The organism is Marivita sp. S6314 (genome assembly GCF_023015985.1).
In the GTDB taxonomy this organism is placed as follows: domain Bacteria; phylum Pseudomonadota; class Alphaproteobacteria; order Rhodobacterales; family Rhodobacteraceae; genus Marivita.
In genome coordinates this window covers 515164-540479 of sequence record NZ_JALKAO010000003.1, presented here as the reverse complement: position 1 = coordinate 540479, position 25316 = coordinate 515164, and the positions used below count along the sequence as shown (strand labels likewise).

Annotated in this window: 21 protein-coding genes; 11 read left to right on the top strand and 10 right to left on the bottom strand. The window is 59.8% G+C overall.

Annotated features, from left to right (window positions below; genetic code table 11):
* Positions 1–2: 2 nt before the first annotated feature.
* Positions 3–707, bottom strand: a complete 705-nt coding sequence (locus tag MWU54_RS11205) for a response regulator transcription factor (RefSeq protein WP_247083363.1) — start codon at positions 705–707, stop codon at positions 3–5.
* Between the two features lie 340 nt (positions 708–1047).
* On the opposite strand from MWU54_RS11205, the gene MWU54_RS11200 reads away from it, so the two are divergent.
* The 3 genes from MWU54_RS11200 (at position 1048) to MWU54_RS11190 (ending at position 5039) form a co-directional block, all read left to right on the top strand.
* Positions 1048–2646, top strand: a complete 1599-nt coding sequence (locus MWU54_RS11200) for a phosphoenolpyruvate carboxykinase (protein ID WP_247083355.1) — start codon at positions 1048–1050, stop codon at positions 2644–2646.
* Between the two features lie 207 nt (positions 2647–2853).
* Positions 2854–4542 (top strand): acyl-CoA dehydrogenase family protein, encoded by a 1689-nt coding sequence (locus MWU54_RS11195; RefSeq protein WP_247083353.1) that lies wholly within the window; start codon positions 2854–2856, stop codon positions 4540–4542.
* Between the two features lie 161 nt (positions 4543–4703).
* Positions 4704–5039: a carboxymuconolactone decarboxylase family protein gene (locus MWU54_RS11190; RefSeq protein WP_247083351.1), complete on the top strand. Its 336-nt coding sequence runs from the start codon at positions 4704–4706 to the stop codon at positions 5037–5039.
* A 113-nt stretch (positions 5040–5152) separates the two neighbouring features.
* Here the strand turns inward: MWU54_RS11190 and MWU54_RS11185 are convergent, their stop codons facing one another.
* The gene (locus tag MWU54_RS11185) at positions 5153–7651 is read right to left on the bottom strand and encodes an FAD-dependent oxidoreductase (protein WP_247083349.1); all 2499 of its coding nucleotides are present in this window, start codon (positions 7649–7651) and stop codon (positions 5153–5155) included.
* 111 nt (positions 7652–7762) lie between these two features.
* Positions 7763–8125 (bottom strand): hypothetical protein, encoded by a 363-nt coding sequence (locus MWU54_RS11180; RefSeq protein ID WP_247083347.1) that lies wholly within the window; start codon positions 8123–8125, stop codon positions 7763–7765.
* 381 nt (positions 8126–8506) lie between these two features.
* On the opposite strand from MWU54_RS11180, the gene MWU54_RS11175 reads away from it, so the two are divergent.
* The 7 genes from MWU54_RS11175 to rpe are packed head-to-tail and all read left to right on the top strand — an operon-like array spanning position 8507 to position 15750.
* Complete coding sequence (locus MWU54_RS11175; protein WP_085634663.1) at positions 8507–9553, top strand: rod shape-determining protein; 1047 nt, start codon at positions 8507–8509, stop codon at positions 9551–9553.
* A 29-nt stretch (positions 9554–9582) separates the two neighbouring features.
* Positions 9583–10494: a rod shape-determining protein MreC gene (gene mreC, locus MWU54_RS11170; RefSeq protein WP_247083345.1), complete on the top strand. Its 912-nt coding sequence runs from the start codon at positions 9583–9585 to the stop codon at positions 10492–10494.
* On the top strand, positions 10494–11030 hold the full coding sequence (locus MWU54_RS11165; RefSeq protein ID WP_247083343.1) for a rod shape-determining protein MreD: 537 nt from the start codon (positions 10494–10496) through the stop codon (positions 11028–11030). The genes mreC and MWU54_RS11165 overlap by 1 nt, the downstream gene beginning before the upstream one ends.
* Positions 11027–12970 (top strand): penicillin-binding protein 2, encoded by a 1944-nt coding sequence (gene mrdA / locus MWU54_RS11160; RefSeq protein ID WP_247083341.1) that lies wholly within the window; start codon positions 11027–11029, stop codon positions 12968–12970. The genes MWU54_RS11165 and mrdA overlap by 4 nt, the downstream gene beginning before the upstream one ends.
* Positions 12967–14106 carry a rod shape-determining protein RodA gene (gene rodA, locus MWU54_RS11155; protein WP_247083339.1) on the top strand — a complete coding sequence of 380 codons (1140 nt, stop codon included), beginning with the start codon at positions 12967–12969 and terminating at the stop codon, positions 14104–14106. Before mrdA ends, rodA begins: the two co-directional genes overlap by 4 nt.
* 3 nt (positions 14107–14109) lie before the next feature.
* A complete protein-coding gene (locus MWU54_RS11150; protein WP_247083337.1) occupies positions 14110–15045 on the top strand; it encodes a glyoxylate/hydroxypyruvate reductase A in 936 nt (311 codons plus the stop codon).
* A 24-nt stretch (positions 15046–15069) separates the two neighbouring features.
* A complete protein-coding gene (gene rpe, locus MWU54_RS11145) occupies positions 15070–15750 on the top strand; it encodes a ribulose-phosphate 3-epimerase (protein ID WP_247083335.1) in 681 nt (226 codons plus the stop codon).
* A 169-nt stretch (positions 15751–15919) separates the two neighbouring features.
* On the opposite strand, the gene MWU54_RS11140 is transcribed toward rpe, so the two are convergent.
* Together MWU54_RS11140 and MWU54_RS11135 are read right to left on the bottom strand one after the other, a co-directional pair.
* Complete coding sequence (locus tag MWU54_RS11140; protein WP_247083333.1) at positions 15920–16330, bottom strand: MaoC family dehydratase; 411 nt, start codon at positions 16328–16330, stop codon at positions 15920–15922.
* Between the two features lie 13 nt (positions 16331–16343).
* Complete coding sequence (locus MWU54_RS11135; RefSeq protein ID WP_247083331.1) at positions 16344–17975, bottom strand: long-chain-fatty-acid--CoA ligase; 1632 nt, start codon at positions 17973–17975, stop codon at positions 16344–16346.
* 96 nt (positions 17976–18071) lie between these two features.
* On the opposite strand from MWU54_RS11135, the gene MWU54_RS11130 reads away from it, so the two are divergent.
* Positions 18072–19091 carry an NADP-dependent oxidoreductase gene (locus tag MWU54_RS11130; protein ID WP_247083329.1) on the top strand — a complete coding sequence of 340 codons (1020 nt, stop codon included), beginning with the start codon at positions 18072–18074 and terminating at the stop codon, positions 19089–19091.
* Here the strand turns inward: MWU54_RS11130 and MWU54_RS11125 are convergent.
* The 5 genes from MWU54_RS11125 to MWU54_RS11105 form a co-directional block, all read right to left on the bottom strand.
* Positions 19088–20620: an AAA family ATPase gene (locus tag MWU54_RS11125; protein ID WP_247083327.1), complete on the bottom strand. Its 1533-nt coding sequence runs from the start codon at positions 20618–20620 to the stop codon at positions 19088–19090. The genes MWU54_RS11130 and MWU54_RS11125 overlap by 4 nt on opposite strands.
* Positions 20621–20658: 38 nt before the next feature.
* A complete protein-coding gene (locus tag MWU54_RS11120; protein WP_247083324.1) occupies positions 20659–21297 on the bottom strand; it encodes an acyl-homoserine-lactone synthase in 639 nt (212 codons plus the stop codon).
* Between the two features lie 111 nt (positions 21298–21408).
* Positions 21409–22119 carry a LuxR family transcriptional regulator gene (locus MWU54_RS11115; protein WP_247083322.1) on the bottom strand — a complete coding sequence of 237 codons (711 nt, stop codon included), beginning with the start codon at positions 22117–22119 and terminating at the stop codon, positions 21409–21411.
* Between the two features lie 373 nt (positions 22120–22492).
* Entirely contained in the window at positions 22493–23779 is a 1287-nt protein-coding gene (gene ccrA, locus MWU54_RS11110) for a crotonyl-CoA carboxylase/reductase (protein WP_247083320.1), read from the bottom strand.
* Positions 23780–23916: 137 nt separating this feature from the next.
* Entirely contained in the window at positions 23917–25284 is a 1368-nt protein-coding gene (locus tag MWU54_RS11105; protein ID WP_247083312.1) for a 1-acyl-sn-glycerol-3-phosphate acyltransferase, read from the bottom strand.
* Between the last annotated feature and the right edge of the window lie 32 nt (positions 25285–25316).

Genomic DNA, 25316 nt, shown 5'->3' with positions numbered 1-25316 from the left:
GGTCACTCTTCGTTGTAACGATAGCCAATTCCATAAAGCGTCTCGATGGCCGAAAAGTCGTTATCGACCGTGCGCATCTTCTTGCGCAACCGCTTGATGTGACTGTCGATTGTGCGGTCATCTACATAGACCTGATCGTCATAGGCGACGTCCATCAGTTGGTCGCGCGACTTCACGAAACCGGGCCGCTGGGCCAGCGCCTGCAAAAGCAGGAATTCCGTGACGGTCAGCGAGACATCCATCCCCTTCCACGACACCGAATGGCGCAACGGGTCCATGGTGAGTTCACCCCGCACCATGAGCTTGGCTTCTTCAACTTCGCCTCCGGCGGCATCGCCAGCTACCGCGTCCTGCCGACGCAACAGCGCACGGATGCGCTCGACCAGCAAACGCTGGGAAAACGGCTTCTTGACGTAATCATCCGCGCCCATGCGCAGGCCAAGAACCTCGTCAATCTCGTCATCCTTGGATGTCAGAAAGATCACCGGCATCTTGGATTTCTGGCGCACCCGCTGAAGCAGGTCCATGCCATCCATTCTTGGCATCTTGATATCAAAGACCGCCATATCAGGCATCTTCTTGTTGAATGCGTCCAATGCGGCCTGTCCGTCATTGTATGTTTCGACCTCAAATCCCTCAGCCTCAAGGGTGATCGCGACCGATGTCAGGATATTCCTGTCATCGTCCACAAGGGCGATTTTCGACATGGATTGTGTTCCTTGTACTGCTCTCAATTATGTTTTTTCCGCCATTATGCGTCTTTTTTCGCATTGCGCCAATCCAATTCTGCGAATCACTCTGCTGCCACAGGGATATTGAGACGGAAAAACCCTTACGGATGGCTAATTTGCATCACATCTTTGCACGCATGACCCGTGTGGTTGCGCTAAACCCGTCTTGGTTGCGCTAACTGCGCGATTGCGTCCTGTTCAGCTTTGGAACCCTCATGTTAAGACGCGGCTACCCCCGGCACGCTGTCGAGGGCGGACGCGGTTCCGCGCCCCAAGAAAATGCGCCGCAAGACGCGCGGCTACAGGAGTTAGGCAAATGACATTTGGACGGGTAAACCCGGAATTCCGGCTTGAGGATCAACAGATCAACGGGCTTGGAAATGTCTATTATAACCTGACAGAACCGGCGCTGATCGAAGCCGCCCTGAAACGCGGCGAAGGCACTTTGGGCAATGGCGGTGCGTTCCTTGTGACAACCGGAAAATTCACCGGTCGATCGCCCAAGGACAAGCACGTCGTAAAGACGGAGAGCGTGGCAGACACAATCTGGTGGGACAACAACGCCGCGATGTCGCCCGAAGGGTTTGACGCCTTGTATGAAGACATGCTCGAGCACATGAAAGGCCGGGAATACTTCGTTCAGGACCTCACCGGCGGTGCCGATCCGAAGCATTCGATCGACGTGCGCTTCGTCCAGGAACTGGCGTGGCACAATCTTTTCATCCGCCACATGATGCGCCGCCCCGAACGCGAAGATCTTGATTCGTTCACAGCCGATTTCACGGTCATCAACTGCCCCTCGTTCCAGGCCAATCCGGAACGCCACAACTGCCGGTCCGAAACCGTGATCGCCATGAATTTCGATCGCAAACTGATCCTGATCGGTGGCACGGAGTATGCCGGCGAGAACAAGAAATCCATCTTCTCGCTGCTGAACTACCTGCTGCCGGAAAAAGGCATCATGCCGATGCACTGCTCGGCCAATCATGCCGTGGGCAACCCGGTCGACACCGCCATTTTCTTTGGCCTGAGCGGCACGGGCAAAACCACGCTGTCTGCAGATCCGAACCGCGTTCTGATCGGTGACGACGAACACGGCTGGTCTGATCGCGGCACGTTCAATTTCGAAGGCGGCTGCTACGCCAAGACCATCAACCTGTCACCAGAAGCCGAACCCGAAATCTATGCCACAACGCATAAATTCGGCACGGTTATCGAAAACATGGTGTTCGATCCCGAAACCTTTGCGCTGGATTTCGAAGATGACAGCCTGACCGCCAACATGCGCGCGGCCTACCCGCTTGACTACATCTCGAACGCGTCGGAAACGGCGCTTGGCGGGCATCCGAAAAACATCATCATGCTCACATGTGACGCGTTCGGCGTGTTGCCTCCGATCTCCCGGCTGACCCCTGCGCAGGCGATGTACCATTTCCTTTCGGGCTTCACCTCCAAGGTTGCGGGCACCGAACGCGGTGTCACGGAACCAGAGCCTACGTTCTCGACCTGTTTTGGTGCTCCCTTCATGCCGCGCCGCCCCGAAATCTATGGCAATCTGCTGCGCGAAAAGATCGCGTCGCACGGTGCGACCTGCTGGCTTGTGAACACCGGCTGGACAGGCGGTGCCTATGGCGCGGGCCAGCGCATGCCGATCAAAGCCACCCGCGCGCTTCTGACAGCGGCGTTGGATGGCAGCCTTGCCGAAGCCGAGTTCCGCAAAGACCCGAACTTCGGGTTTGACGTGCCGGTTGCGGTAGAAGGTGTGCCTGACATGCTGCTCGATCCACGCCGGACGTGGAACGACAAGGATGCCTATGATGCGCAGGCGGAAAAACTGGTGCAGATGTTTGCCGACAATTTCGCGCAATACGTCCCGTTTATCGACGATGACGTGAAAGCAGCAGCCATCGGATAACCGGTGCGTCAGCACGCCCAGTCCAAGTTTCAAGCCGGGTGCGTCATAACAGACGGGCCCGGTTTTCGTTTGCTGGCATGGCTTAGCGCCGCAATGCGGCATTTCAAAGCGCAACAATTGAACAATCTTGAGGCTAGTTTGGTATTTTTGTTGCGCTGCACCTGCAAAGTGCCTATCCAAAACCCAAAGCTAAGAAGGACGTGATTCATGGCCCATGACGGACAAGACCTGACCCTGACCACCGAAACGATCCTGCCGGATCTACTGGCCCTCACCAAAGCCGCCATCGACCCCGTCGGCACGGTGCTCGACCTCGCCCGCACCCGGGTTCAGGACATGGTTTCGACCGACGGTCGTGTCTCCGGCGCCCTGATCGAAGAAAATCAAACCGCCGCGCACGGGCTTGCGTGGCTCGCCACCTATGTTGAATCGCTGCGCCAGATGCAGGGCTGGGCTGAACGTCTAGAAGCGGATGGCAATTTTGGCGAGGTCGAGCAGTTGATCCACCAGATCGCATTTGGCGAATATCTCTGGCAGATCTACGGCGGCATCCAGATGAACCAGGGCGAGATCGTGCGCCTTCAGGATATCGGCCTGTCCCAAGACGACATGCGCCGGATGATGACGCCAGAGGTGATGCAGCTCACCCAAGAGGGCAACACCCAAGCGGTCCGCCTGCGTCTGGTCGAGCTGATGCAGGAACGCAGCGCCGAATTGACGGTTGGGGCCTGCGGTCTCGACGACGAACTCGAAATGATCCGCGAACAGTTCCGGCGCTTCTCGGTCGACAAGGTCGAACCTTATGCGCACGAATGGCACCTCAAGGATGAACTCATCCCGATGGAGATAATCGACGAATTGGCCGAAATGGGCGTCTTCGGCCTGACCATCCCGGAAGAGCACGGTGGATTTGGCCTGACTAAAAACTCCATGTGCGTCGTCTCCGAAGAACTCTCACGCGGCTATATCGGCGTCGGCTCCCTTGGCACCCGGTCCGAGATTGCCGCCGAACTGGTGATCGCGGGTGGCACAGACGAACAGAAAGAAAAGTGGCTGCCCGGTCTCGCGTCCGGTGAAATCCTGCCAACCGCCGTCTTTACCGAACCAAACACCGGCTCTGACCTGGGATCGCTCCGCACCAAGGCCGTGAAAGACGACAACGGCGACTGGATCATCAACGGCAACAAAACCTGGATCACCCACGCCGCGCGCACCCATGTGATGACGGTTCTGGCCCGTACCGTGCCGGACACCGACAACTACAAAGGTCTGTCGATGTTCATGGCCGAGAAGACACCCGGCACCGACGAAGCGCCGTGGCAAGACCCCGGCATCTCGGGCGGTGAGATCGAAGTCCTCGGCTATCGCGGGATGAAAGAATACACTGTTAACTTTGACGATTTCAAAGTGAAAGGTGAGAACCTGCTCGGGATGGAAGAGGGCAAAGGCTTCAAACAGCTCATGGAAACCTTCGAATCCGCCCGTATCCAAACCGCGGCCCGCGCAATCGGTGTGGCCCAATCCGCGCTCGACGAAGGCATGTCCTACGCGCAGGACCGCAAGCAGTTCGGCAAGTCCCTGATCCATTTCCCCCGCGTCGCGTCGAAACTCGCGATAATGGCAGTCGAGATCATGGTCGCGCGTCAGCTCACGTATTTCTCCGCCCGCGAAAAGGACGAAGGTCGTCGCTGCGATCTGGAAGCAGGTATGGCGAAACTGCTCGGTGCCCGCGTCGCCTGGGCGGCTGCAGACAACGCCCTGCAAATCCATGGTGGCAACGGCTTTGCGCTGGAATACAAGATCAGCCGCATCCTCTGCGACGCCCGCATCCTGAACATCTTTGAAGGTGCCGCCGAAATTCAGGCGCAAGTGATCGCCCGCCGGTTGCTCGGATAGCACCAAGGCTAACGATCCAGCGGGCCGTTTCGCGGAGGTTGCCGCCCGCCCAATCAAGATAGCTCCAGTGATCACATCACCGGGGCTTTTTCCTGATCTGCATCAAGGATTTCTAGGTCTCAGACTGCTCTTGAGAGACAAACACATCTCAGGAGCACGATATGAGCTGGAAAGCCAAATTCGCCGACACAAAGAACCAATTGAAATCCCTCAACAACGCCATTCCCGAAACCACCGCCGCCTTCGGTGCACTTGGGAAGTCGGTCAAGAAAGACGCCGCCCTGACCTTCAAGGAGAAGGAATACGTCGCCCTTGGCATTGCTGTCGCAACCCGCTGCGAGCCTTGCATCCTCTTTCACACCGAAGCGCTTGTCCGCCTAGGCGCAACACGCGAAGAGGTCGCAGAGGTCTTGGCCACCTGCATCCAGATGGGCGGTGGTCCCGGCCTGATGTATGCCGGCAAAGCGCTGGATGTTTACGACGAACTGGCGGCATGACCAAAGCCCCGTTCTTCGTTTCGAAAATACCTCGGGAGTGTGAGGGCAGAGCCCTCACGCCCGCGCGGCACGTGCGGGCCCCGGTCGGATTGGCGAAGCCAATTCGACAGGCATTACCCATCCTTGCGTATCACCTCGTTCTTCGGATCATACGGGCTGTCCTCGACAACCTCCGCGTCCCAAAGCTGATCGAACATCTTCACTTTCAGCTTGGTCCCCGGCACGGCCAGATCGGGCGTCACATACCCCATCCCGATTGATTTCCCGAACGCCACCGAATAGCCGCCCGAGGTCAACCGCCCAACGCGCGTCTCTCCGTCATACAGAGCCTCGCGCCCCCACGGGTCGGCATCCGCAGGCCCGTCGATCAGCAACGTGCAGCACTTCGACCGCACACCGATCTTTTCCATCGCCGCCTTGCCGTGAAAGTCCTTCGACAGATCGACGAACCGGGCCAAATCCGCCTCCAAAGGCGTCGCATCGCGGCCCAACTCAGTGCCAAACGCCCGATACGACTTTTCCTGCCGCAACCAGTTTTGCGCCCGCGCGCCGACCAGCTTCATGTCATGCTTGGCTCCCGCCGCCATCAACTGATCCCAAAGATAGGCCTGCATCTCGATCGGATGGTGCAATTCCCAGCCCAATTCACCCGTATACGCCACACGGATCGCGCGCACCGGGCACATGCCCAATTCGATGTCTCGCATCGACAGCCACGGGAACCGCTTGTTCGACAGGGCCGTCGCTGGATCGGCATCCTTGACAAGCTCGTTCAACACATCCCGCGATTTCGGCCCGGCAATGGCAAACACACCCCACTGTGTCGTAACATCCTGAATTTCGATGTAGCCGAATTCACCCGCCTTATCCTCGGCCGCCTTGCGCAGATAATCCGCGTCATAGGCCGTCCAGGCACCGGCTGACACGAGGTAGTATTCGTCCTCTCCTAACCGCACGATCGTATATTCCGTGCGCGTCGTCCCATGTTCAGTCAAAGCATAGGTCAGGTTGATCCGCCCGACCTTCGGCAGGGTGTTGCAAGTGAACCAGTCCAGGAATTGCGTCGCTCCGGGCCCTTTGACGACATGCTTGGTAAACGCCGTCGCATCGATCAGGCCCACACCCTCGCGGATCGCTTTCGCCTCATCCACGGCGTATTGCCACCACCCGCCCCGCTTGAACGACCGCGCGTCATGGTCAATATCCGGACCCGCATCCAAAGGCCCGTAATAGTTCGGACGTTCCCACCCGTTCACACAGCCAAACTGCGCACCAAGGGCTTTTTGCCGGTCGTACGCTGGCGCCGTACGAAGCGGACGGCAGGCAGGCCGCTCTTCGTCCGGGTGGTGAAGGATATAGACGTGCTCATACGCCTCTTCGTTCTTACGCGCGGCGTATTCGGTCGTCATCCAGGACCCGTAGCGCTTGGGATCAAGCGAGGCCATGTCGATCTCAGCCTCTCCCTCGACCATCATCTGCGCCATGTAATAGCCTGTGCCACCCGCCGCCGTGATCCCGAAGGAAAACCCTTCCGCCAGCCACATATTGCGTAGACCCGGCGCAGGACCGACCAGAGGGTTCCCATCGGGCGTGTAGCAAATCGGACCGTTGAAATCGTCCTTGAGACCCACCGTTTCCGAAGACGGAATGCGGTGGATCATGCTCATGTATTCCTCTTCGATCCGCTCCAGATCGAGAGGGAACAGGTCCGCACGGAAGCTGTCCGGCACGCCGTATTCGAACCGCGCAGGCGCATTGCGCTCATATGGCCCAAGAATCCACCCGCCGCGTTCCTCGCGCACATACCACTTGGCATCCGCATCGCGCAGGACCGGGTGTTCGCCATTTTCCTTGCGCCATTCCACGAGCGCCGGATCAGGCTCTGTGACAATGAATTGATGCTCCACCGGGATCGCCGGAATCTTCAGCCCCAACAGTTTCGCCGTCCGCTGCGGGTGGTTGCCCGTCGCCGTGACGACATGCTCGGCATGAATGACGATCTGCTCATCAGACGGCACAAGGTTTCCACCCTTTTCCACCATCTTGGTGCAGGTCACATCCCAATGATCGCCGGTCCAGTGATAGGCGTCCGCCTGCCACTTGCGCACAATCTCGACCCCGCGTTGACGCGCGCCCTTGGCCATCGCCATCGTGACATCCGCGGGGTTAATGTAGCCATCCGTGGGATGGTAAATCGCGCCCACCAAATCCTCGGTCCGCACCAGCGGATACCGCTCCTTGATCTGCGCAGGCGACAGCCATTCATATGGCACGCCACAGGTTTCCGCCGTCGTGGCGTAAACCATGTATTCGTCCATCCGCGCCTGCGTCTGCGCCATGCGCAGGTTGCCAACGACCGAAAAGCCTGCGTTCAGTCCGGTCTCTTCCTCAAGCGTTTTGTAAAACTTGATCGAATAGTCATGAATATGCGTCGTCGCATAGCTCATGTTGAAATAGGGAAGCAAACCCGCTGCATGCCAGGTGGATCCGGACGTCAATTCGTCCCGCTCCAAGAGCATCACATCCTCCCAACCTGCGCGGGCAAGATGATAGGCGATTGAGGTGCCGACGGCTCCGCCACCGACAACCAAGGCTTTGACATGCGTTTTCATGGGTCTTCACTCCAAGGCGTTTGCCTGAAGTGAATACTCTGCGCCCACATTACGCGCCGAACCAGTCCGACCGGTTGCGGCAGGAAAACGACCTGCGTCTGTCTGTGCGACCTAGTTCTCGGCCCGCGCGCGTGGAAAGAGCGATGTTTCAGGGGCCACAAACGCACCGGCCGACGCCACCACGATGGTCTCCACCTCGGAGTCTGCGTCCTGCATCACAACGACCGCCTCGTCCGGCTGCGGCGCAATCGCCTCAATCCCGAGCGCTTCTAGCCATCCGGTTTCTGCTGTCCAGGCAACACCCGCCCGGTAACCGGCCTTCGCCAATGTGCCTGCGGAGTCCGCAATGCTGGCGGCATCGTCGCCGTACCGTTCTGACACCGAAGTTGCGTATTTCTGCAGCGTGTATTGACCTTCCGCCGCTTTCGCCTGCGCAAAGAAATCCCAAGCACCGAGGATTGCGGCGAGCCCCATGGCGTACAGTCCAAGCTTGCCGATACCTTTTACAAATTTACCCATCATGTGATCCTCCAACACTTTGAGACAATTCTTTGCCCCAATCGCGGCGTAGGTGTGCCGGAATGGTGGCGATGCCGCGACGGGTCGCCACATATTCGGTCCAATCCCGCACCAGATCGGCCGATCCCGCCAAATTGCATCAAATTTGACAACAATCCGTGCAATCCGGCACATTGGCCAAGCCGCAACCGACAGACGGTGCGGGATGCGGCAAATTCATGCTTGCTATGCGCTTTCAGGCCCTTTCGCCCCACAGAAACCGCACATATAAGAGCGACGGCTTCCGACCCCAAAGAGTCGCTGGCCTAATACTTATTGGCTTGAGGCAAGACACTGATGTTTGGACTGGACAAAATGCTGGGCATGTTTTCGTCGGACATGGCCATCGACCTCGGAACGGCAAATACGCTGGTCTACGTCAAGGGCCGTGGCGTCGTGCTGTCCGAACCCTCGGTCGTTGCCTACCACATCAAGGACGGTCAGAAGAAAGTGCTCGCGGTTGGCGAAGACGCCAAGCTGATGCTGGGCCGCACCCCCGGAAGCATCGAGGCGATCCGCCCGATGCGCGAAGGTGTGATCGCGGATTTTGACGTCGCCGAAGAGATGATCAAGCACTTCATCCGCAAAGTTCACAAACGCTCGACCTTTTCCAAACCCAAGATCATCGTCTGTGTGCCCCACGGTGCAACACCTGTTGAAAAGCGCGCGATCCGGCAGTCAGTTCTGTCGGCAGGCGCACGCAAGGCCGGACTGATTGCTGAACCCATCGCCGCTGCCATCGGCGCGGGCATGCCAATCACCGATCCAACAGGCAACATGGTTGTCGATATCGGCGGCGGCACAACCGAAGTGGCGGTTCTGTCTTTGGGCGACATCGTCTACGCGCGGTCGGTCCGCGTCGGTGGTGACCGTATGGATGAAGCGATCATCAACTACCTGCGTCGCCAGCAAAACCTTCTGGTCGGTGAAAGCACGGCAGAGCGGATCAAGACCTCTATCGGGACCGCGCGGATGCCGGACGACGGGCGCGGAAGCTCCATGCAAATTCGTGGACGCGACCTGCTGAACGGCGTGCCAAAGGAAACCGAAATCTCTCAGGCGCAAGTCGCCGAAGCGCTCTCTGAACCCGTGCAGGCCATCTGCGAAGCGGTGATGACCGCGCTTGAAGCCACGCCTCCGGACCTCGCCGCAGATATCGTTGACCGGGGCGTCATGCTCACGGGCGGCGGCGCGCTGCTTGGCGATCTGGACCTTGCGTTGCGCGAACAAACCGGGCTTGCTGTATCGATCGCGGATGAAAGCCTGAACTGCGTTGCGTTGGGCACCGGCAAGGCGCTGGAATACGAAAAGCAACTGCGCCACGCGATTGACTACGACAGCTGAACCCATCACCCTTTCGGAAAGGGGGATTTTTGGCAAAGAACGGCACACATAGTGACGACTATACAACCCCGCTCAAGCGGTTGCTTCTGGCCGTCGTGGTCCTGTTCTTGCTGGGGCTGTTTTTCGTCTGGCGCATCGACAGCCCACGCGTCGAACGGTTTCGCGCGGCTGTGATCGACACCGTCCTGCCCAGTTTTGACTGGGCGATGGCCCCTGTGACAGCCACCGTCAACATCGCGCGTGACTTCCGCAGCTACCAGCGCATCTACGAACAAAACCAGGAACTGCGCCGCGAGTTGCGCCAGATGACCGCGTGGAAAGAGGCCGCGCTTCAACTGGAACAGGAAAACGCCAAGCTGCGCGATTTGAACAATGTCCGCATCGACCCACGCCTCACGTATATCACGGGCGTTGTTTTGGCGGATTCAGGATCGCCGTTCCGTCAGTCCGTTCTGATCAATGTCGGGTCCCGCGACGGGATTGTTGACGGCTGGGCAACAGTCGATGGCACCGGGCTGGTCGGGCGCATCTCGGGTGTGGGTGCGAACACCAGCCGGGTGATCATGCTGACAGACGCAACCAGCCGCATTCCCGCGACCATCCAGCCCTCGGGTCAACGCGCGCTGATCGTCGGGGACAACACCTCGGCCCCGCCAATTGATTTTCTTGAAGACCCCGATCAGGTGCGCCCGGGCGACCGGATCGTCACATCCGGCGATGGCGACGTGTTCCCGCCGGGTCTGTTGATCGGTCAGGTGGCGCAGGATCCCGGAGGTCGGCTGCGCACGCGCCTGGCTGCCGATTATGAACGGCTGGAATTCCTGCGCGTGCTGCGGGACCACGGCGCACGGCGGGTGTCCAACCCGGCGGCACTCATCTTGCCCGAGACCCCACCGGGCCTGTCCGACCAACCCACCGACAACGCAGAGGTGGGCCAGTAATGGACCAGAACCTGCTGCATATCTGGGCCATGCGCGGATTGTTCGTGATCCTGACGCTGGTGATCCTGTTCTTCCACCTTCTGCCGCTTGATCCGGCTCCCAGCCAATGGGCCGGGCCGGATATTCTTGTGGCATTGGTGTTTGCCTGGGCCGTCCGCCGCCCCGACTACGTGCCCATTCTGCTTGTGGCGGCTGTTATGCTGCTGGCAGACATGATGCTCCAGCGTCCGCCCGGCCTGTGGTCGGTGCTGGTGGTATGCGCTGCAGAATGGCTGAAATCGCGGGAACGCCGGCAGCGTGAAACCACCTTTGTTCTTGAATGGCTCACCTTCGCCAGTACCCTGATTGTGATCACGATCCTCTACCGCGCGGTGCTGATGATCCTTATCCTGGCGCCGGGTACGCTGACCCTGAGTCTGGTTCAGGTGGTGATGACCATTGCGGCTTATCCGCTGGTGGTTGGGGTGTCCTATTTTGTGTTCGGGGTGCGCAAGGCTGCCCCCGGTGACGTAGATCGGCTGGGACGTACGATATGAGACGTGCGCCAAAGGATACGGCGGAAAGCATTCGCAAAATCTCGCGCCGCGGGATCATTCTGGGCGGGGTGCAACTTGCCTTTGCTGGCGCGCTTGGGCTGCGCATGCAGCACTTGCAGGTCGATCAGGCAGACGAATTCCGCCTTCTTGCCGAAGAAAACCGGATCAACATCCGGCTGATCCCGCCAACCCGCGGCCAGATTTTTGACCGCAACGGCGTGACGCTCGCTGCAAATGAACCGTCCTACCGCATCACAATGGTGCGCGAGGATGCGGGAAATGTGGACGATGTGATCGCCCGTCTGTCGACGCTGGTGGAACTTGATGAAGATGAATTGAACCGCGCGCTGGCCGAAATGGAGCGCAGCGCGCCGTTCTTGCCGGTCACCGTGGCCGAACGGGTCACATGGGATGACATCAGCCGCGTCGCCGTAAACGCACCCGCCCTGCCCGGGGTCACACCCGAGGTCGGACTGTCCCGCATCTACCCCCGTCGCGGCGATTTCGCCCACGCGGTGGGCTATGTTGGCCCGGTCAGCGAACGCGATCTGGCGCGCTATGAAACGCCGGATCCGGTGTTGCGCATTCCGCGGTTCCAAATCGGCAAGGTCGGCATTGAATCCCGTTTCGAGGAAGACCTGCGCGGACGCGCCGGGGCCAAGCGCGTCGAGGTGAACGCCGTCGGTCGCGTCATGCGCGAACTGGACCGGCGCGAAGGCACCCCGGGTGCGGATATGCAGTTGACCGTTGATGCCAAACTGCAAAGCTACATTCAGGCCCGCTTGGGCGAAGAAAGCGCCTCCGTGGTGGTGATGGATGTCACAAACGGTGATCTGCTCGGCATTGCGTCGTCGCCCTCATACGATCCGAACAAGTTTGTGCGCGGGATTTCCGTCGCTGATTTCGGGGACCTGCGGGACAATGATCACCGACCACTGGCATCCAAAACCGTGCAGGATGCCTATCCTCCCGGATCCACCTTCAAGATGATCACCGCGCTGGCGGCGATGGACGCGGGCGTGGTTGCCCCGGATGAAACCGTCTGGTGCCCCGGCCACATGGAGGTGGGCGGTCGCCGGTTCCACTGCTGGAAGCGCGCGGGCCACGGTCATATGAACCTCGAACAGTCCCTGCGCGAAAGCTGTGATGTCTACTATTACGACCTTGCCCTGAAGGTCGGAATCGACCGCATCGCAGAAACCGCGCGCCGGTTTGGACTGGGGCAGGCCTTTGGCATCGGCATGTCGGCTGTTACCAGCGGGTTGGTGCCGAACAAAGAATGGAAACGCACCGAACGCGACGCTGACTGGCGCATCGGGGACACCGTCAACGCCTCCATTGGTCAGGGCTACGTTCTGTCCTCGCCGCTGCAACTTGCGGTGATGACGGCCCGACTGGCCACCGGAACTGCCATAGAACCGCGCCTTGTGCGCAGCGTGGCCGGGGTGGATCGCCCGGTGATCGGAACCGACAGCATGGGGTTCAACGAAAACCACCTGCGCCAGATCCGCCGCGCGATGTACGCGGTGTCGAACAACCGGCGCGGCACAGCCTACGGGTCGCGTGTCATCGAAGACGCGTATCGCATCGCCGGAAAGACCGGCACAAGTCAGGTGCGCAACATCACCGCTGCCGAACGCGCGCGCGGAGTGACCCGCAACGAGGACCTGCCCTGGAACCGGCGCGACCACGCGTTGTTCGTAAATTACGCGCCTTTCGAAAACCCCAGGATTGCCGTGTCCGTCATTGTCGAACATGGCGGTGGCGGGTCTCGCGCGGCGGCCCCGATTGGCCGGGATGTCACCTTGCAAGCGCTCTACGGGGAAGACCCGCCGCTTGAGGCGTACCCCACCAAGGATCGCGGACGTATCAAGGACCAGCAGGAACGCTTGCGGCAGGTGCTGCAGGCCAACGATATCGACGCGAGCAGCCGCGCATGAGTTATCTTGAGTACACCGTCAAAACCGTCCCGGCGGGATGGCGCAAGATGCTGTTCATCAACTGGCCGCTGGTGCTTTTGCTGACCGCGATCACCGGCGTCGGCATCCTGATGCTCTATTCAGTCGCCGGTGGGTCCATGATGCCCTGGGCCGAACCGCAGCTGAAGCGCTTTGCGCTTGGTCTTGCACTGATGTTCATCGTCGCCATGGTGCCGATCTGGTTCTGGCGCAACATGTCCGTGGTTGCCTATCTTGTCGCGCTGGCCTTGCTGGTGGCGGTCGAGTTCTTTGGCGCCGTCGGCATGGGCGCGCAGCGCTGGATCGACCTTGGATTCATGCGGTTGCAACCGTCCGAATTGATGAAGATCGCCATGGTCATGGTGTTGGCCGCCTATTACGACTGGCTGCCGATGAAAAAAACATCGCACCCGTTCTGGGTGCTAATTCCGGTGTTCATCATCCTGTTGCCCACGTTTCTGGTGCTGACCCAGCCCGATCTGGGCACTGCGATCCTTTTGGTCGCCGGTGGCGGTTTGATGATGTTCCTGGCCGGTGTGCATTGGGCCTATTTCGCCACCGTGATCGCCGCCGGGATTGGCGGGATCTACACCGTCTTCCTCAGCCGCGGCACCGATTGGCAATTGCTCAAGGACTACCAGTTCCGGCGCATCGACACGTTTCTGGACCCAAGCTCTGACCCGCTTGGCGCGGGCTATCACATTACGCAGGCCAAGATTGCGATGGGGTCAGGCGGCTGGACCGGGCGCGGCTTCATGCAGGGCACACAATCGCGCCTGAACTTCCTGCCGGAAAAGCACACCGACTTCATCTTCAACACACTGGCCGAAGAGTTCGGCTTTATCGGCGGGATATCCCTGCTGTTTCTTTATGTGCTGATCCTGATCTTCTGCGTCGTCTCGGCCCTGCAAAACCGCGACCGCTACTCCTCGCTTCTGATCCTTGGCATCGGGGTGACATTCTTTTTGTTCTTCGCTGTGAACATGTCGATGGTCATGGGCCTTGCGCCGGTTGTCGGCGTGCCTTTGCCCCTGGTGAGTTACGGCGGTTCGGCAATGCTTGTGTTGATGATTGCGTTTGGCTTGGTACAAAGCGCCCATATCCATCGCCCAAGGTAAGCCATGCCCGTCAACATTCTTTTCGCCGCGCGCACCGTGCGTTGGGTCGAGTACGAAGCCCCGCTGCGCGCCGCACTTGACGCGGTGGGACTGGACTATGTTCTCGATGTGGATCTGCCCCCCGAGACGGTGGATTACATCGTCTATGCCCCAAACTCCAAGGTGCAGGACTTCACGCCCTACACCCGCCTCAAGGCTGTGCTGAACCTGTGGGCCGGGGTCGAGGATGCGGTGAACAACCCGACGCTCAAGGTGCCGTTTGCGCGCATGGTCGATGACGCAGGCCTAACACAAGGCATGGTCGAATGGGTGACGGGGCATGTCCTGCGCCATCACCTTGGCATGGACGCGCATATCGTGAACCCGAACCATGACTGGATCGCCGATGCGCCGCCGGTCGCCGCGGATCGTCCCGTTGGCATTCTGGGGCTGGGCGAGCTGGGCTCGGCCTGCGGGCAAGCCTTGCAGCAGCTTGGCTTCCCGGTCACAGGCTGGGCGCGGTCGCCCAAAACGGTGGAGGGCATTCCGTGCCTGACCGGGCCGGACGGGCTGCGCGAGGTCTTGCGCCAGTCCCAGATCGTTGTCCTGCTGTTGCCCAGCACACCGTCCACCGAAAACACGCTCAACGCCGAAACGCTGGCCCTGATGCCAAAAGGCGCGTTTGTCGTGAACCCGGGCCGAGGCCCCTTGATTGACGATGACGCTTTGCTGGCGGCACTGGACAGCGGGCACATCGCCCATGCCACGCTGGACGTGTTCCGCACCGAACCTTTGCCTAAAGACCACCCCTACTGGTCTCATCCAAGGGTGACCGTCACACCGCATATCGCCTCGGAAACCCGCGCGCCCAGCGCCAGCCGGGCCATTGTCGAAAACATCCGACGCGGAGAGGCGGGTGAGCCGTTCTTGTACCTTGTGGATCGCGATGCGGGCTACTAAGCCTCCCACCAAAGGAGCCTCATCATGACGTTTGACCGTTCGGTAAAAATTGCCCCCTCCATCCTTGCCGCAGATTTTGCCAATTTCGGGGCCGAGATCGAGGCCGTCGAAGCGCAAGGGGCGGACTGGATTCACGTCGATGTCATGGACGGGCATTTCGTGCCCAACATCACCTTCGGCCCCGCCATGTGTGCTGCGATCCGTCCGCATATCAAGACGGTGATGGACGTGCATCTCATGATCGCGCCGGTCGATCCCTATATCGAAGCCTTCGCCGATGCCGGTGCCGATGTGATCACCGCCCATGTCGAGGCCGGGCCGCACATTCACCGCACGTTGCAAGCGATCCGCGCGACAGGGGCCAAGGCGGGTCTGGCGCTGAACCCCGGGACACCTGCCGAGGCAGCAGCGCCGGTTCTCGACCTTGTTGACCTGATCTGCGTGATGACCGTGAACCCCGGTTTTGGCGGTCAGAAATTCATCCATTCCTGCGTGCAGAAAGTGACCGAACTGCGCGAGATGATCGGTGACCGCGAGGTCCATATCGAGATTGATGGCGGCGTTGATCCGACGACGGCCCCTCTGGTGCGCGCGGCTGGTGCTGACGTGCTTGTCGCAGGCTCCGCCGCGTTCAAGGGCGGGTCGGTGTCAAACCCCGCGCCTTATGGTGAGAACATCAAGGCGATCCGTGCGGCGGCTGGATAGTCGCGCCGTCACCAGACCGCGGGGTGGTGACCGACCGTGGATCTGAGCACTTTATCGCAGCCAAATCCGCGCACAGAAAGAACGGCACGCCTGCGTCAACAAATCACCAGCCCGGGGGGCGGTCTGGTGATGGCGCGGCGGCCTTCGGCCTTGTTCCGCGCCTCGCGCCCTACGCGCCAACCTCAAACACGTTGATCCATGTGGCCACAATCGCGGGCTTTTCGACCCCGTCGATCTCAACCGCCACATCCCAAACGACGTCATAGCGTCCGGGCTTTTCCGTCACATCCGCCACGGAAAACCGCCCGCGTATCCGCTGCCCGGCGCGCACGGGAGACACAAACCTGATCCGGTCGAACCCGTAATTCAGGCTTTGCACCAGCCCCGGCACTTCGGGTTGCACGTCGTATGACATGGCCGACAGCATCGACAGCGTCAGGAACCCATGCGCCATCGTCCCGCCATGCGGGGCCATTGCCGCCTCGTCCAGATGGATGTGCTGCCAATCCTCGGTCAAGTCGGCAAAGGCATTGATCCGGCCCTGACCGATCTCGTACCAGCGCGAATAGGACACGGGCATCGTCCGCAAAACATCAGCCGACATCGGGCAGCACGTAATCCGCGAATTGCTTGCGCAGCGTCAGCTTCGATACCTTACCCGTCGCCGTCAGCGGCAAGGCATCGACATAAAGCACGTCATCCGGCAACTGCCACTTGGCAAAATGATCGGACATCATGTCATGGAACTCGTCCAAACTCGGCTGACATCCCTCCTTCGGCACAACCACCAGGACAGGCCGTTCGTCCCACTTTGGATGCGCAATCGCGATCACCGCACAGTTGGCAACATCCGGATGCGCCATCGCGATGTTCTCAAGATCAATCGAACTGATCCACTCGCCACCCGATTTGATCAGATCCTTCGAACGGTCCTGAATGCTCAGATACCCATCGGGCGAGATGCTGGCCACGTCGCCTGTCCCGAACCAGCCTTCGGCATCGACCGCCGCCTTGGTCGCGTCGTCATTGTTGAAATAACCCGAGATCACCGCGTTGCCGCGCACGTATAATTCGCCCACGGCCTTACCGTCCTGCGGCAAGCGCGTTCCATCCTCGCCGACGATCTTCAGATCAACCCCGAACATCCGTCGCCCCTGCAGCGACTTGAGGTCCATCCGCTCTTCAAAGGGCGCGTCAGCCTTGGCGACCGGCACCTGCGCCGATGTGCCAACCGGGCTCATTTCGGTCATGCCCCATGCGTGGCAGACGTCGATCCCTGCGGTCTCAAAGAACTCGATCATGCTGCGTGGCGCGGCGGACCCGCCGATGACCACCTGCTCCAAGGCCGATGGCGGTTTACCGCGCGCCTCGATCTCGGCCCGCAAACCTAACCAGACGGTGGGCACCCCCCAGCTTGCCGTGACCTTCTCAGTCTCCATCAGGTCATAAAGCGACGGCCCGTCCAATCGGCCACCGGGCATGATCATCGACGCGCCCACAATCGGCGCGGCATAGGGCATGCCCCAGGAATTGACGTGAAACATTGGCACCACGGGCAACAACCGCGCGCCTTCTCGCAAGGACAACGGCACGGTGACCGCCACGAAAAGCGCGTGCAACACGGTCGAACGGTGCGAATACAGCGATCCTTTGGGGTTGCCGGTCGTCCCGGAGGTGTAACACAGCCCCGCCGCCGTCTCTTCCGGCAGGTCCGGCCAGTCGTAGGTCGTGTCATGCGGCGCAAGCAGGTCTTCGTAGCACAACAGGTCAAGCGGGCTGTCCGGCATGTGTGCCGCATCCGTCATCACAACAAGTCTGAGCCCCTTGGGCAGCTGATCCTTCAGCGCCTCGATAATCGGGACAAATGTTGTATCGACAAACAGCACCCCGTCGTCGGCGTGGTTCAGAATATAGATCATCTGCTCTGCCGACAGGCGCGGGTTGATCGTGTGGCACACTGCGCCATAGCCCGAAATTGCGTAATACAGCTCAAAATGGCGATACCCGTTCCAGGCAAGCGTCGCGACCCGGTCGCCATGCTGGATACCAAGCGCACCCAACGCATGCGCCACTTGACCTGCGCGCGCATAGGTCTCGCGATAGGTCTGGCGATGCAGATCTCCTTCGGTACGGACAGAGACAATTTCACCGTCGCTGTGGATCTCAGAGGCGAACCTCAGGATCTCGATCACCGACAGCGGTCGATTCATCATCAGCCCCTGCATCCTATTCCTCCCTTGCACATTGTCTTGCCGTTCCGGATACACTGAGGGCCTATCGCACCCCACGCAACTGAAATCCTGTCCCAAGAGGTCCGCATCATGTCCGCACAAATGTCCCGCATTGCCCTGGCCCGCCGCCCGTCCGGATCACCTGTGCCCGAGGATTTCAAGTTCGTCACTGACGATATCCCCACACCAGCGGAGGGTGAGGTGGTGATCGAGGTCACCCATTTGTCGCTCGATCCCTACATGCGGGGCCGGATGGATGACGTCAAAAGCTACGCCCCTTCGGTCGACATTGACGGGACCATGACCGGACAAGGCGTCGGGCGTGTTTTGGCGAGCAAAGCCAGCGGATTTGCACCGGGCGACATGGTCACCGGGATGACAGGCTGGGCCAGCCATGCGTGCCTGCCGGGGCAGGAACTCCGCAAACTTGATCCCGCCATGCCACCGTCGACCGCACTTGGGGTTCTTGGCATGCCCGGCCTGACGGGTTGGGTCGGTCTGCACAAGTTCGGACGCCCCAAGGCCGGGGAAACCCTTGTCGTTGGCGCGGCCACCGGCCCTGTCGGATCCATGGTCGGTCAGCTTGCCAAAAGCCTTGGCCTGCGCACGGTCGCAATCGCAGGGGGGGCCGAAAAGTGCAAACTGGCCACCGAGACCTTTGGCTTTGACGCCGCCATTGATCACCGCGCGCATGATGACGCCAGATCCTTGCGCGCCGCTTTGGCAGAGGCCGCGCCGGATGGCGTTGATATCTATTGGGAAAATGTGGGCGGCAAGGTGCTGGAGGCCGTCCTGCCCCTGATGAACACACATGGCCGCATCCCGGTCTGTGGCATGATCGCGTGGTACGGCGGTGCGAATATCGAAGACACCAATCAACTGCCCGGCCTGTGGCGCAGCGTGTTGGTCAAACGGCTTCACGTGTCCGGCTTCATCATCTTTGACCACTGGGATGAATACCCGGCCTTCCTCAAAGACGTGGCCCCCAAAGTCGCCGCCGGGGACATCGCATATATCGAAGACGTCGCGGACGGGCTGGAGAACATGCCGGATGCGTTCATCGCCATGCTCAAGGGCGGCAATGTCGGAAAGCAGATCGTAAAGCTCTAAAACTCGGCCTGCGTTTCAAGCGCAAGCGGTGCCACTGGGGCTGCGCGCAGGTCATCCACCTGCAGCGGTCCGGAGGGTTTCGACAACCGGTTCCGCACCACCCAATGCAATCGCGTCGATGCACGGGTGATCGCCACATAAGCCAGCCGTTTCCACAGCGGCTGACCGGCTTCGACCCGTCCCATGCGCGCCGCAGCATAAAGATCGGGCGCGAACACCTGAACCTCATCCCATTGCGACCCTTGCGCCTTGTGAATGGTCACGGCCGCGCCATGCAGAAACGTGGCGCCCATGCGGGCTGCAAAGGGAATAAACGGCTCTTCCTCGTCCGGCTTTTCGATCTTCACAATCGACGCGGCCGACACTTGCGGGTCTTCCGCCCCCATCACATGCAAGCGCGAAAAGCCGGGTTTGCGCCCCGGCCCCAGATAGACAACCTGCGCCCCCTTGATCAGCCCGCGCGCTTCCAGATCAAGCCGCTTTTTGCGATGTTTCATGGGCAGTTCGATCCCGTCGCAAATCAACGGCTCACCTTCCAACAGTTCCGTCTCGGGCGCGCCATGCACGTTGCGAAACGCATGGATCAGCCGGATACGCGTCGCATTACGCCACACCAGCACCGGCGACCGTGCCATCAGATCGACCTCGACCCGTTGGCCCCAGACAACCCGGTCATCCGTGCGGGCCACATCTTCGACCATGCGTTCAAAGCTCTCGAACTCCAACGCGGGGTCCGCCAGCGCATGGGCCAGATCAAGGATCGGGTTATCCGCATCCTGGCGATGTATCCGGTTAAGGTTCAACACCTGCGACGGGGCGAGTGTTTCAAACACCATCTTGCCCGACTGGTTGACCGGGGCAAGCTGCGCCGGATCGCCAAACAACAACAGGTTCGGGAAAATTTCACGCAGGTCTTCCACCTGACGTTCATCCAGCATGGACGCCTCGTCGACAAACCCGATATCCAACGGATCCTCGCGCCGCTTCCAGCCGGTGATAAAATCCGATCCGCGCAATCCTGCCGCCGCCAAAGACGCCGGGATCGACTTGTGCGTCTCGAACGACGCTTTTGCCCGGGCCAGCGCTTCTTCGGTCAGGCCCTCGATCTCGGGCTTGTCGCCATTGCCCATCAGCCACTCAGCGATGCGTTCGTATTCCGGATCATAGACCGGCGTGTACAAAATGCGGTGGATCGTGGTAGCAGGCACACCGCGCATCCGCAGCACGCTTGCCGCTTTGTTCGTCGGCGCAAGGATCGCAAGGGTTCGCCGGTCCTTGCGACGACGGCCTTCATAATCGCCTGATACGACATCAACACCCGCTGCCTGCAACGCCTTGTAAAGCTCGGCCAGCAACAACGTTTTGCCGGATCCGGCCTTGCCGGTAACGGCCATGATCTTGGTCTTGCCGTCGCGAGGCGGCATCAGCAATCCGGTGTCCAGATCAACCCCGGCCTCGCGCAGCATATCTGCGACATGGTCATGGGCCGCGGCCTGGTCTTCCGAGTATGTCAGGGCGGGCAATGTCATGCCCGGACCCTACAGGTCCGGACGGGCAGGCACCAGCGTCAGGCCGCGCTCTGCAGCGGATGTTTGACGCGATCACCGAACGCGTCGGCAAACCATCCGCGCGACGCGTCCAGCGGGATCCCGGCAACGCGCGACACCTGTTTCTGGGACGCCTGCGTAAACTCCCAAAGGCCCACGCTGATCACCGACCGACCGGTCCCCGATGATCCCAGAACCTCAGGCGCGGCACCAATGCGATTGTAGATCCGCACCATAAGCGCATCGAACGCGCCGACGAAATGCTTGACCCCGAACCCCTGCATGATTTCGCCCCCGGCCAGCATCAGCGCCGCAGCCGTGCCCGGATCGGTGTTGCGCGACAGGCAGAAGCGCGTGCATTCCCAGATGAACGGGCTTTGCAGCGGGACGCCGTCCACAAGGTCCAGAAAGTGTTCGTTGATCATGGTGCGCCCGGTTGTCGGCAAAAACCGCATCGACCCACCATGGGTGCCATCAGCCTTTTCCCAGATCACGTAAAGCGGGTTCAGATCGTCATAGGCGTCGCGCTCCTGACCGTTGGCGTCGACAACCACGTCCCAGCCAAGCCGCGTTTTGAATTGATCCGCGCGGTCCTCGAACATGGTGCGGGCAAGAACCGGGTGGTCAGACAGTTGGTCGGCGTAAAGATATCGAATCATGAGCAGTCCCTCCATTTGGGAAGGAAAGCTGCGCTTCAAATATGAATTGTTTCTTGCACCACCGTTCGTTGGGTGTTGCGCGGCTTATTGTTTCTGCATTGGAAACAAAATCTACACCACAATCTGCCCCCGCGACATCGCGCGCGCCACCGCATGGGTCGTATTCAGCGCCCCTAGCTTGAAACGGGCGCTTTCGATATAAACCCGCAGGGTATGTTCAGAGATCGACAGGGTGTCAGCCACCTGCGCGCGGCTGTACCCAACCGCCAGCAACGTCATGGTCTCCACCTCTCGCGGGGATAAGGGTTGCGTCGCTTCGGGGGTGCGCCCCGGCTCCAGCTTCAGCGCAGCTTGATTAAAATAATGCGCAAAAAGGATCAGATCGCGGCGGTTCAGATCGGTAAAGCTGGACCAGGCATCGTCATCACAGGTGTGGCTCACCGTGAACAACGCAAACTGACCGTTTGGACCGCGAATTGGAATGGAATAGCCCTGGTTTCCGATGCCATGTGCCGCCGCGTCCTTTAAGAACGCCCGCGCCGATTTGGTCGACCAGTCCAGCCGTTTCCAATCCACCGGATGGAACCGCTGGTAACAGCCCAGAACAACCGGATCTATCCGCAGATATCCCATGTCAAGATACCGCTCGACCCATTTCGGGTCATAGGTGCCACAGCCGTATTGTTCCCCATTGCTCGACACCCAGTGATACACCATGTCGTCCACGCCATAGAGATCACGCAGCCATTCAATTGCGCTTTGTATTTCCTCAAGACGCTCTGCGCGTTCCAACCGCGCAATCACATCGTCCAACTGAGGCACTTTCTCCAAGAAGCCCACGGTCTATCCCCTTACCGTGCGACACAAGCTCATCAAGCGCGACCAGCTGGGTATCATCCAACTTAGCAGCCAGCGCCTTGAGATCGTTTGCAACCGCAAACGTCCTGAGGTCGGTCAACACATCTATGATCCAATCATGTCCCATGTCAGCGTCACCTCCAGATGGTTAATAGATCGTTAACACAACCTTAGCATGTGTAAAAAATCAGGCCTATTCCCTGATTCCCCCTCCCCAGAAATGGGGAGGCGGCGAATTTTACGACATTGATTTGGTTGACCGACCTTCACGCAAGAAAAAACCCGCGGCCCAATTCGGACCGCGGGGTGTGTCTAACAGGCAGAAGTAACTGCTTCGTTACGACCGCGCCGCCAATGCATCTTCAAATGTGCGCAATCCGGCTTTCGGCGATTGCACCAGCACCGCCATGTTGCCCGGCAGGTGTTCGTTGCGCAGCATCTTCGTATGCGCCTGCGGAATCTCATTCCACGGGAACACTTCCGACATGCACGGGTCCAGACGACGCTCAACCATCAACTGGTTGGCAGACGCCGCCTGTTTCAGGTGCGCAAAGTGCGAGCCCTGCAAGCGCTTCTGGTGCATCCACATATACCGCACGTCAAAGGTACAGTTAAACCCGGTGGTGCCCGCACAGATCACAACCATGCCGCCCTTTTTGCAGACCAAGGTCGACACCGGGAATGTCGCTTCACCCGGGTGTTCGAACACCATGTCGACATTCACACCCTTGCCGGTGATATCCCAGATCGCCTTGCCGAACTTGCGCGCCTCTGTGAACCATTCCTTGTATTCGGGCGTGTTCACTGTGGGCAATTGCCCCCAGCATTTGAAATCCTTGCGGTTGATCACGCCTTTCGCGCCCATCGACATGACAAAATCACGCTTGCTCTCGTCCGAGATCACGCCAATCGCATTGGCACCCGCCGTATTCGCCAACTGGATCGCGTAAGACCCAAGGCCCCCCGACGCGCCCCAAACCAGAACGTTCTGGCCCGGCTTCAGGTCATGCGGCTCATGCCCGAACAGCATCCGGTACGCGGTGGCAAGCGTCAGCGTGTAACACGCCGCCTCTTCCCAGGTCAGGTGCTTCGGGCGCGGCATCAACTGCTGGGCTTGCACCCGTGTGAACTGCGAGAACGACCCGTCATGGGTTTCATAACCCCAGATCCGCTGGGTCGGCGAATACATCGGATCGCCGCCGTTGCAGTGCTCGTCGTCGCCGTCATCCTGGTTGCAGTGGATCACAACCTCGTCGCCAACTTTCCAGCGCTTGACCTTATCGCCCACTTTCCAAACGATGCCCGACGCATCGGACCCGGCAATATGATACGGCTGCTTGTGGCCGTCGAACGGGCTGATCGGCTGACCAAGACCGGCCCAGACGCCGTTGTAGTTAACGCCTGCCGCCATAACGAGAACCAGCACTTCATGGCTGTCGATCTCCCATGTATCGACAACTTCCATTTCAAACGCCTGTTCCGGCTCGCCATGACGCTCGCGGCGGATCGCCCACGCGTACATCTGCTTGGGAACATAGCCCAAAGGCGGCATTTCACCGATTTCGTACAAGTCTTTCTCGGGCGCGTCATATGCCGCGATACCGGTTTGCTGATCAAGAGCCATCGAAGCCTCCTTTGGGTCAAACAGTTTGTGCCGCAACGCAGAATCGCGGCGTCTGACACTGGAATATGACCCGTTTTGAAATTATGCAACAAGATTAACGCAGATTTTGTAATTTTATGACCGAGCAGTCGCAGAAATCACTTTGCGTCCGCAGAACGATCCTGCATCAGATGCGCGATCGAGTTGCCATAGAACCTGGCCAGCGGCCGTTTGTGCTCTGTGACGATCAGCTGCGCGTCCTCCTCGACGACGATTCCGCGCTCGATCAATGTCCGCAATCCAAAGTCCAACGCATAGTCCCGGCTGTTTCGCGGAAGATGCACCTGTGCGTCGTGCAGGCTGTCCAACGCCGCCTCGAATGCGACCGCAAGCGCGGGCCGGTCCATCGGCCCATCCCGCAACAGCAGGAACGCCACCAGCGGCACCGGCAGAACCGGAACGGCCTGCGCGATGCGCTCCATGATCTCGCCAGACACGTTTTCCGGCCGTCCCGCCCCGCCCGGCACGTCACTTAATAACACAGGCTGGCCAAAACTTACCGCGGCATACCCGAATCGATGAAACCGCCGGGTGAGACGCAACCAAAGCTGCCGCAGGATGGCCTTGAACACCACGGAAATCCGCGCCCGAAACCGTCTGTTGCCCGATTCCTGCGCCCGGATCAGGATGGTATCCTCCAGCACCCGGTCATAGTTCAGCGCAATCGGAACAAAAATCACGTCCCGGTTTGCGGCCACCGCCCCTTCGAGGATGTATTTGAGGATCCCAACCTTCGGATGCGCCAACGCCCCATCAAGGCTTAGCCCGCCCTCTGGAAACACCGCCTGCGTCACCCCCGCGCCGGTGGATTGCTGCACAAAGCGGGCCAGAACCTTGCGATACAATTGATCGCGCGATTTGCGTCGGATGAAATACGCCCCCATCGCCCGGATCAGGCGCGACAATGGCCAAACGCGCGCCCATTCCCCCACTGCGTAGGACAGGGCAGACCGGTCCGCCGCCAGATAGGTGACCAACACGTAATCCATGTTGGACCGATGGTTCATGACGAACACAACCGTGGCATCGGGATCAATATCCGCCAGTTTTGAATCGTGGTGCACCATTCGAACCCGGTAAAGCGAGGTGCTCAGAAACTTGGCCGCCCGGATCGCAAAGGTGAAATACGCCCAGGCCGAAAACGATGGCACGATCTCCCGCGCATAGCGGCGGGCCCGTTCAAAGGCCACATCCTCGCGCACCCCAAACTCTTCGGCATGTTCGACAATGGCCTGCGTGACCTCGGGATCATAGATCAACCGCTGGATCATATCCTGCCGCCGCAACAGCTTGAACGGCTGGATCGGTCGGTCCAACCGCTCGTTCAACCGCGCCACCGCGCGTTCCATGCGCCTGCGAAAAAACCAGCGGACAGACGGAAACAGGAAATGCGACGCGAACGTCACACCTGCGAACAACAGGACCAGCAAGAAAGCCCACAGCGGCAGCGTGACGTCTTGTGTCATGACCGCACCGTGCCGAGCCATTCACACAACTT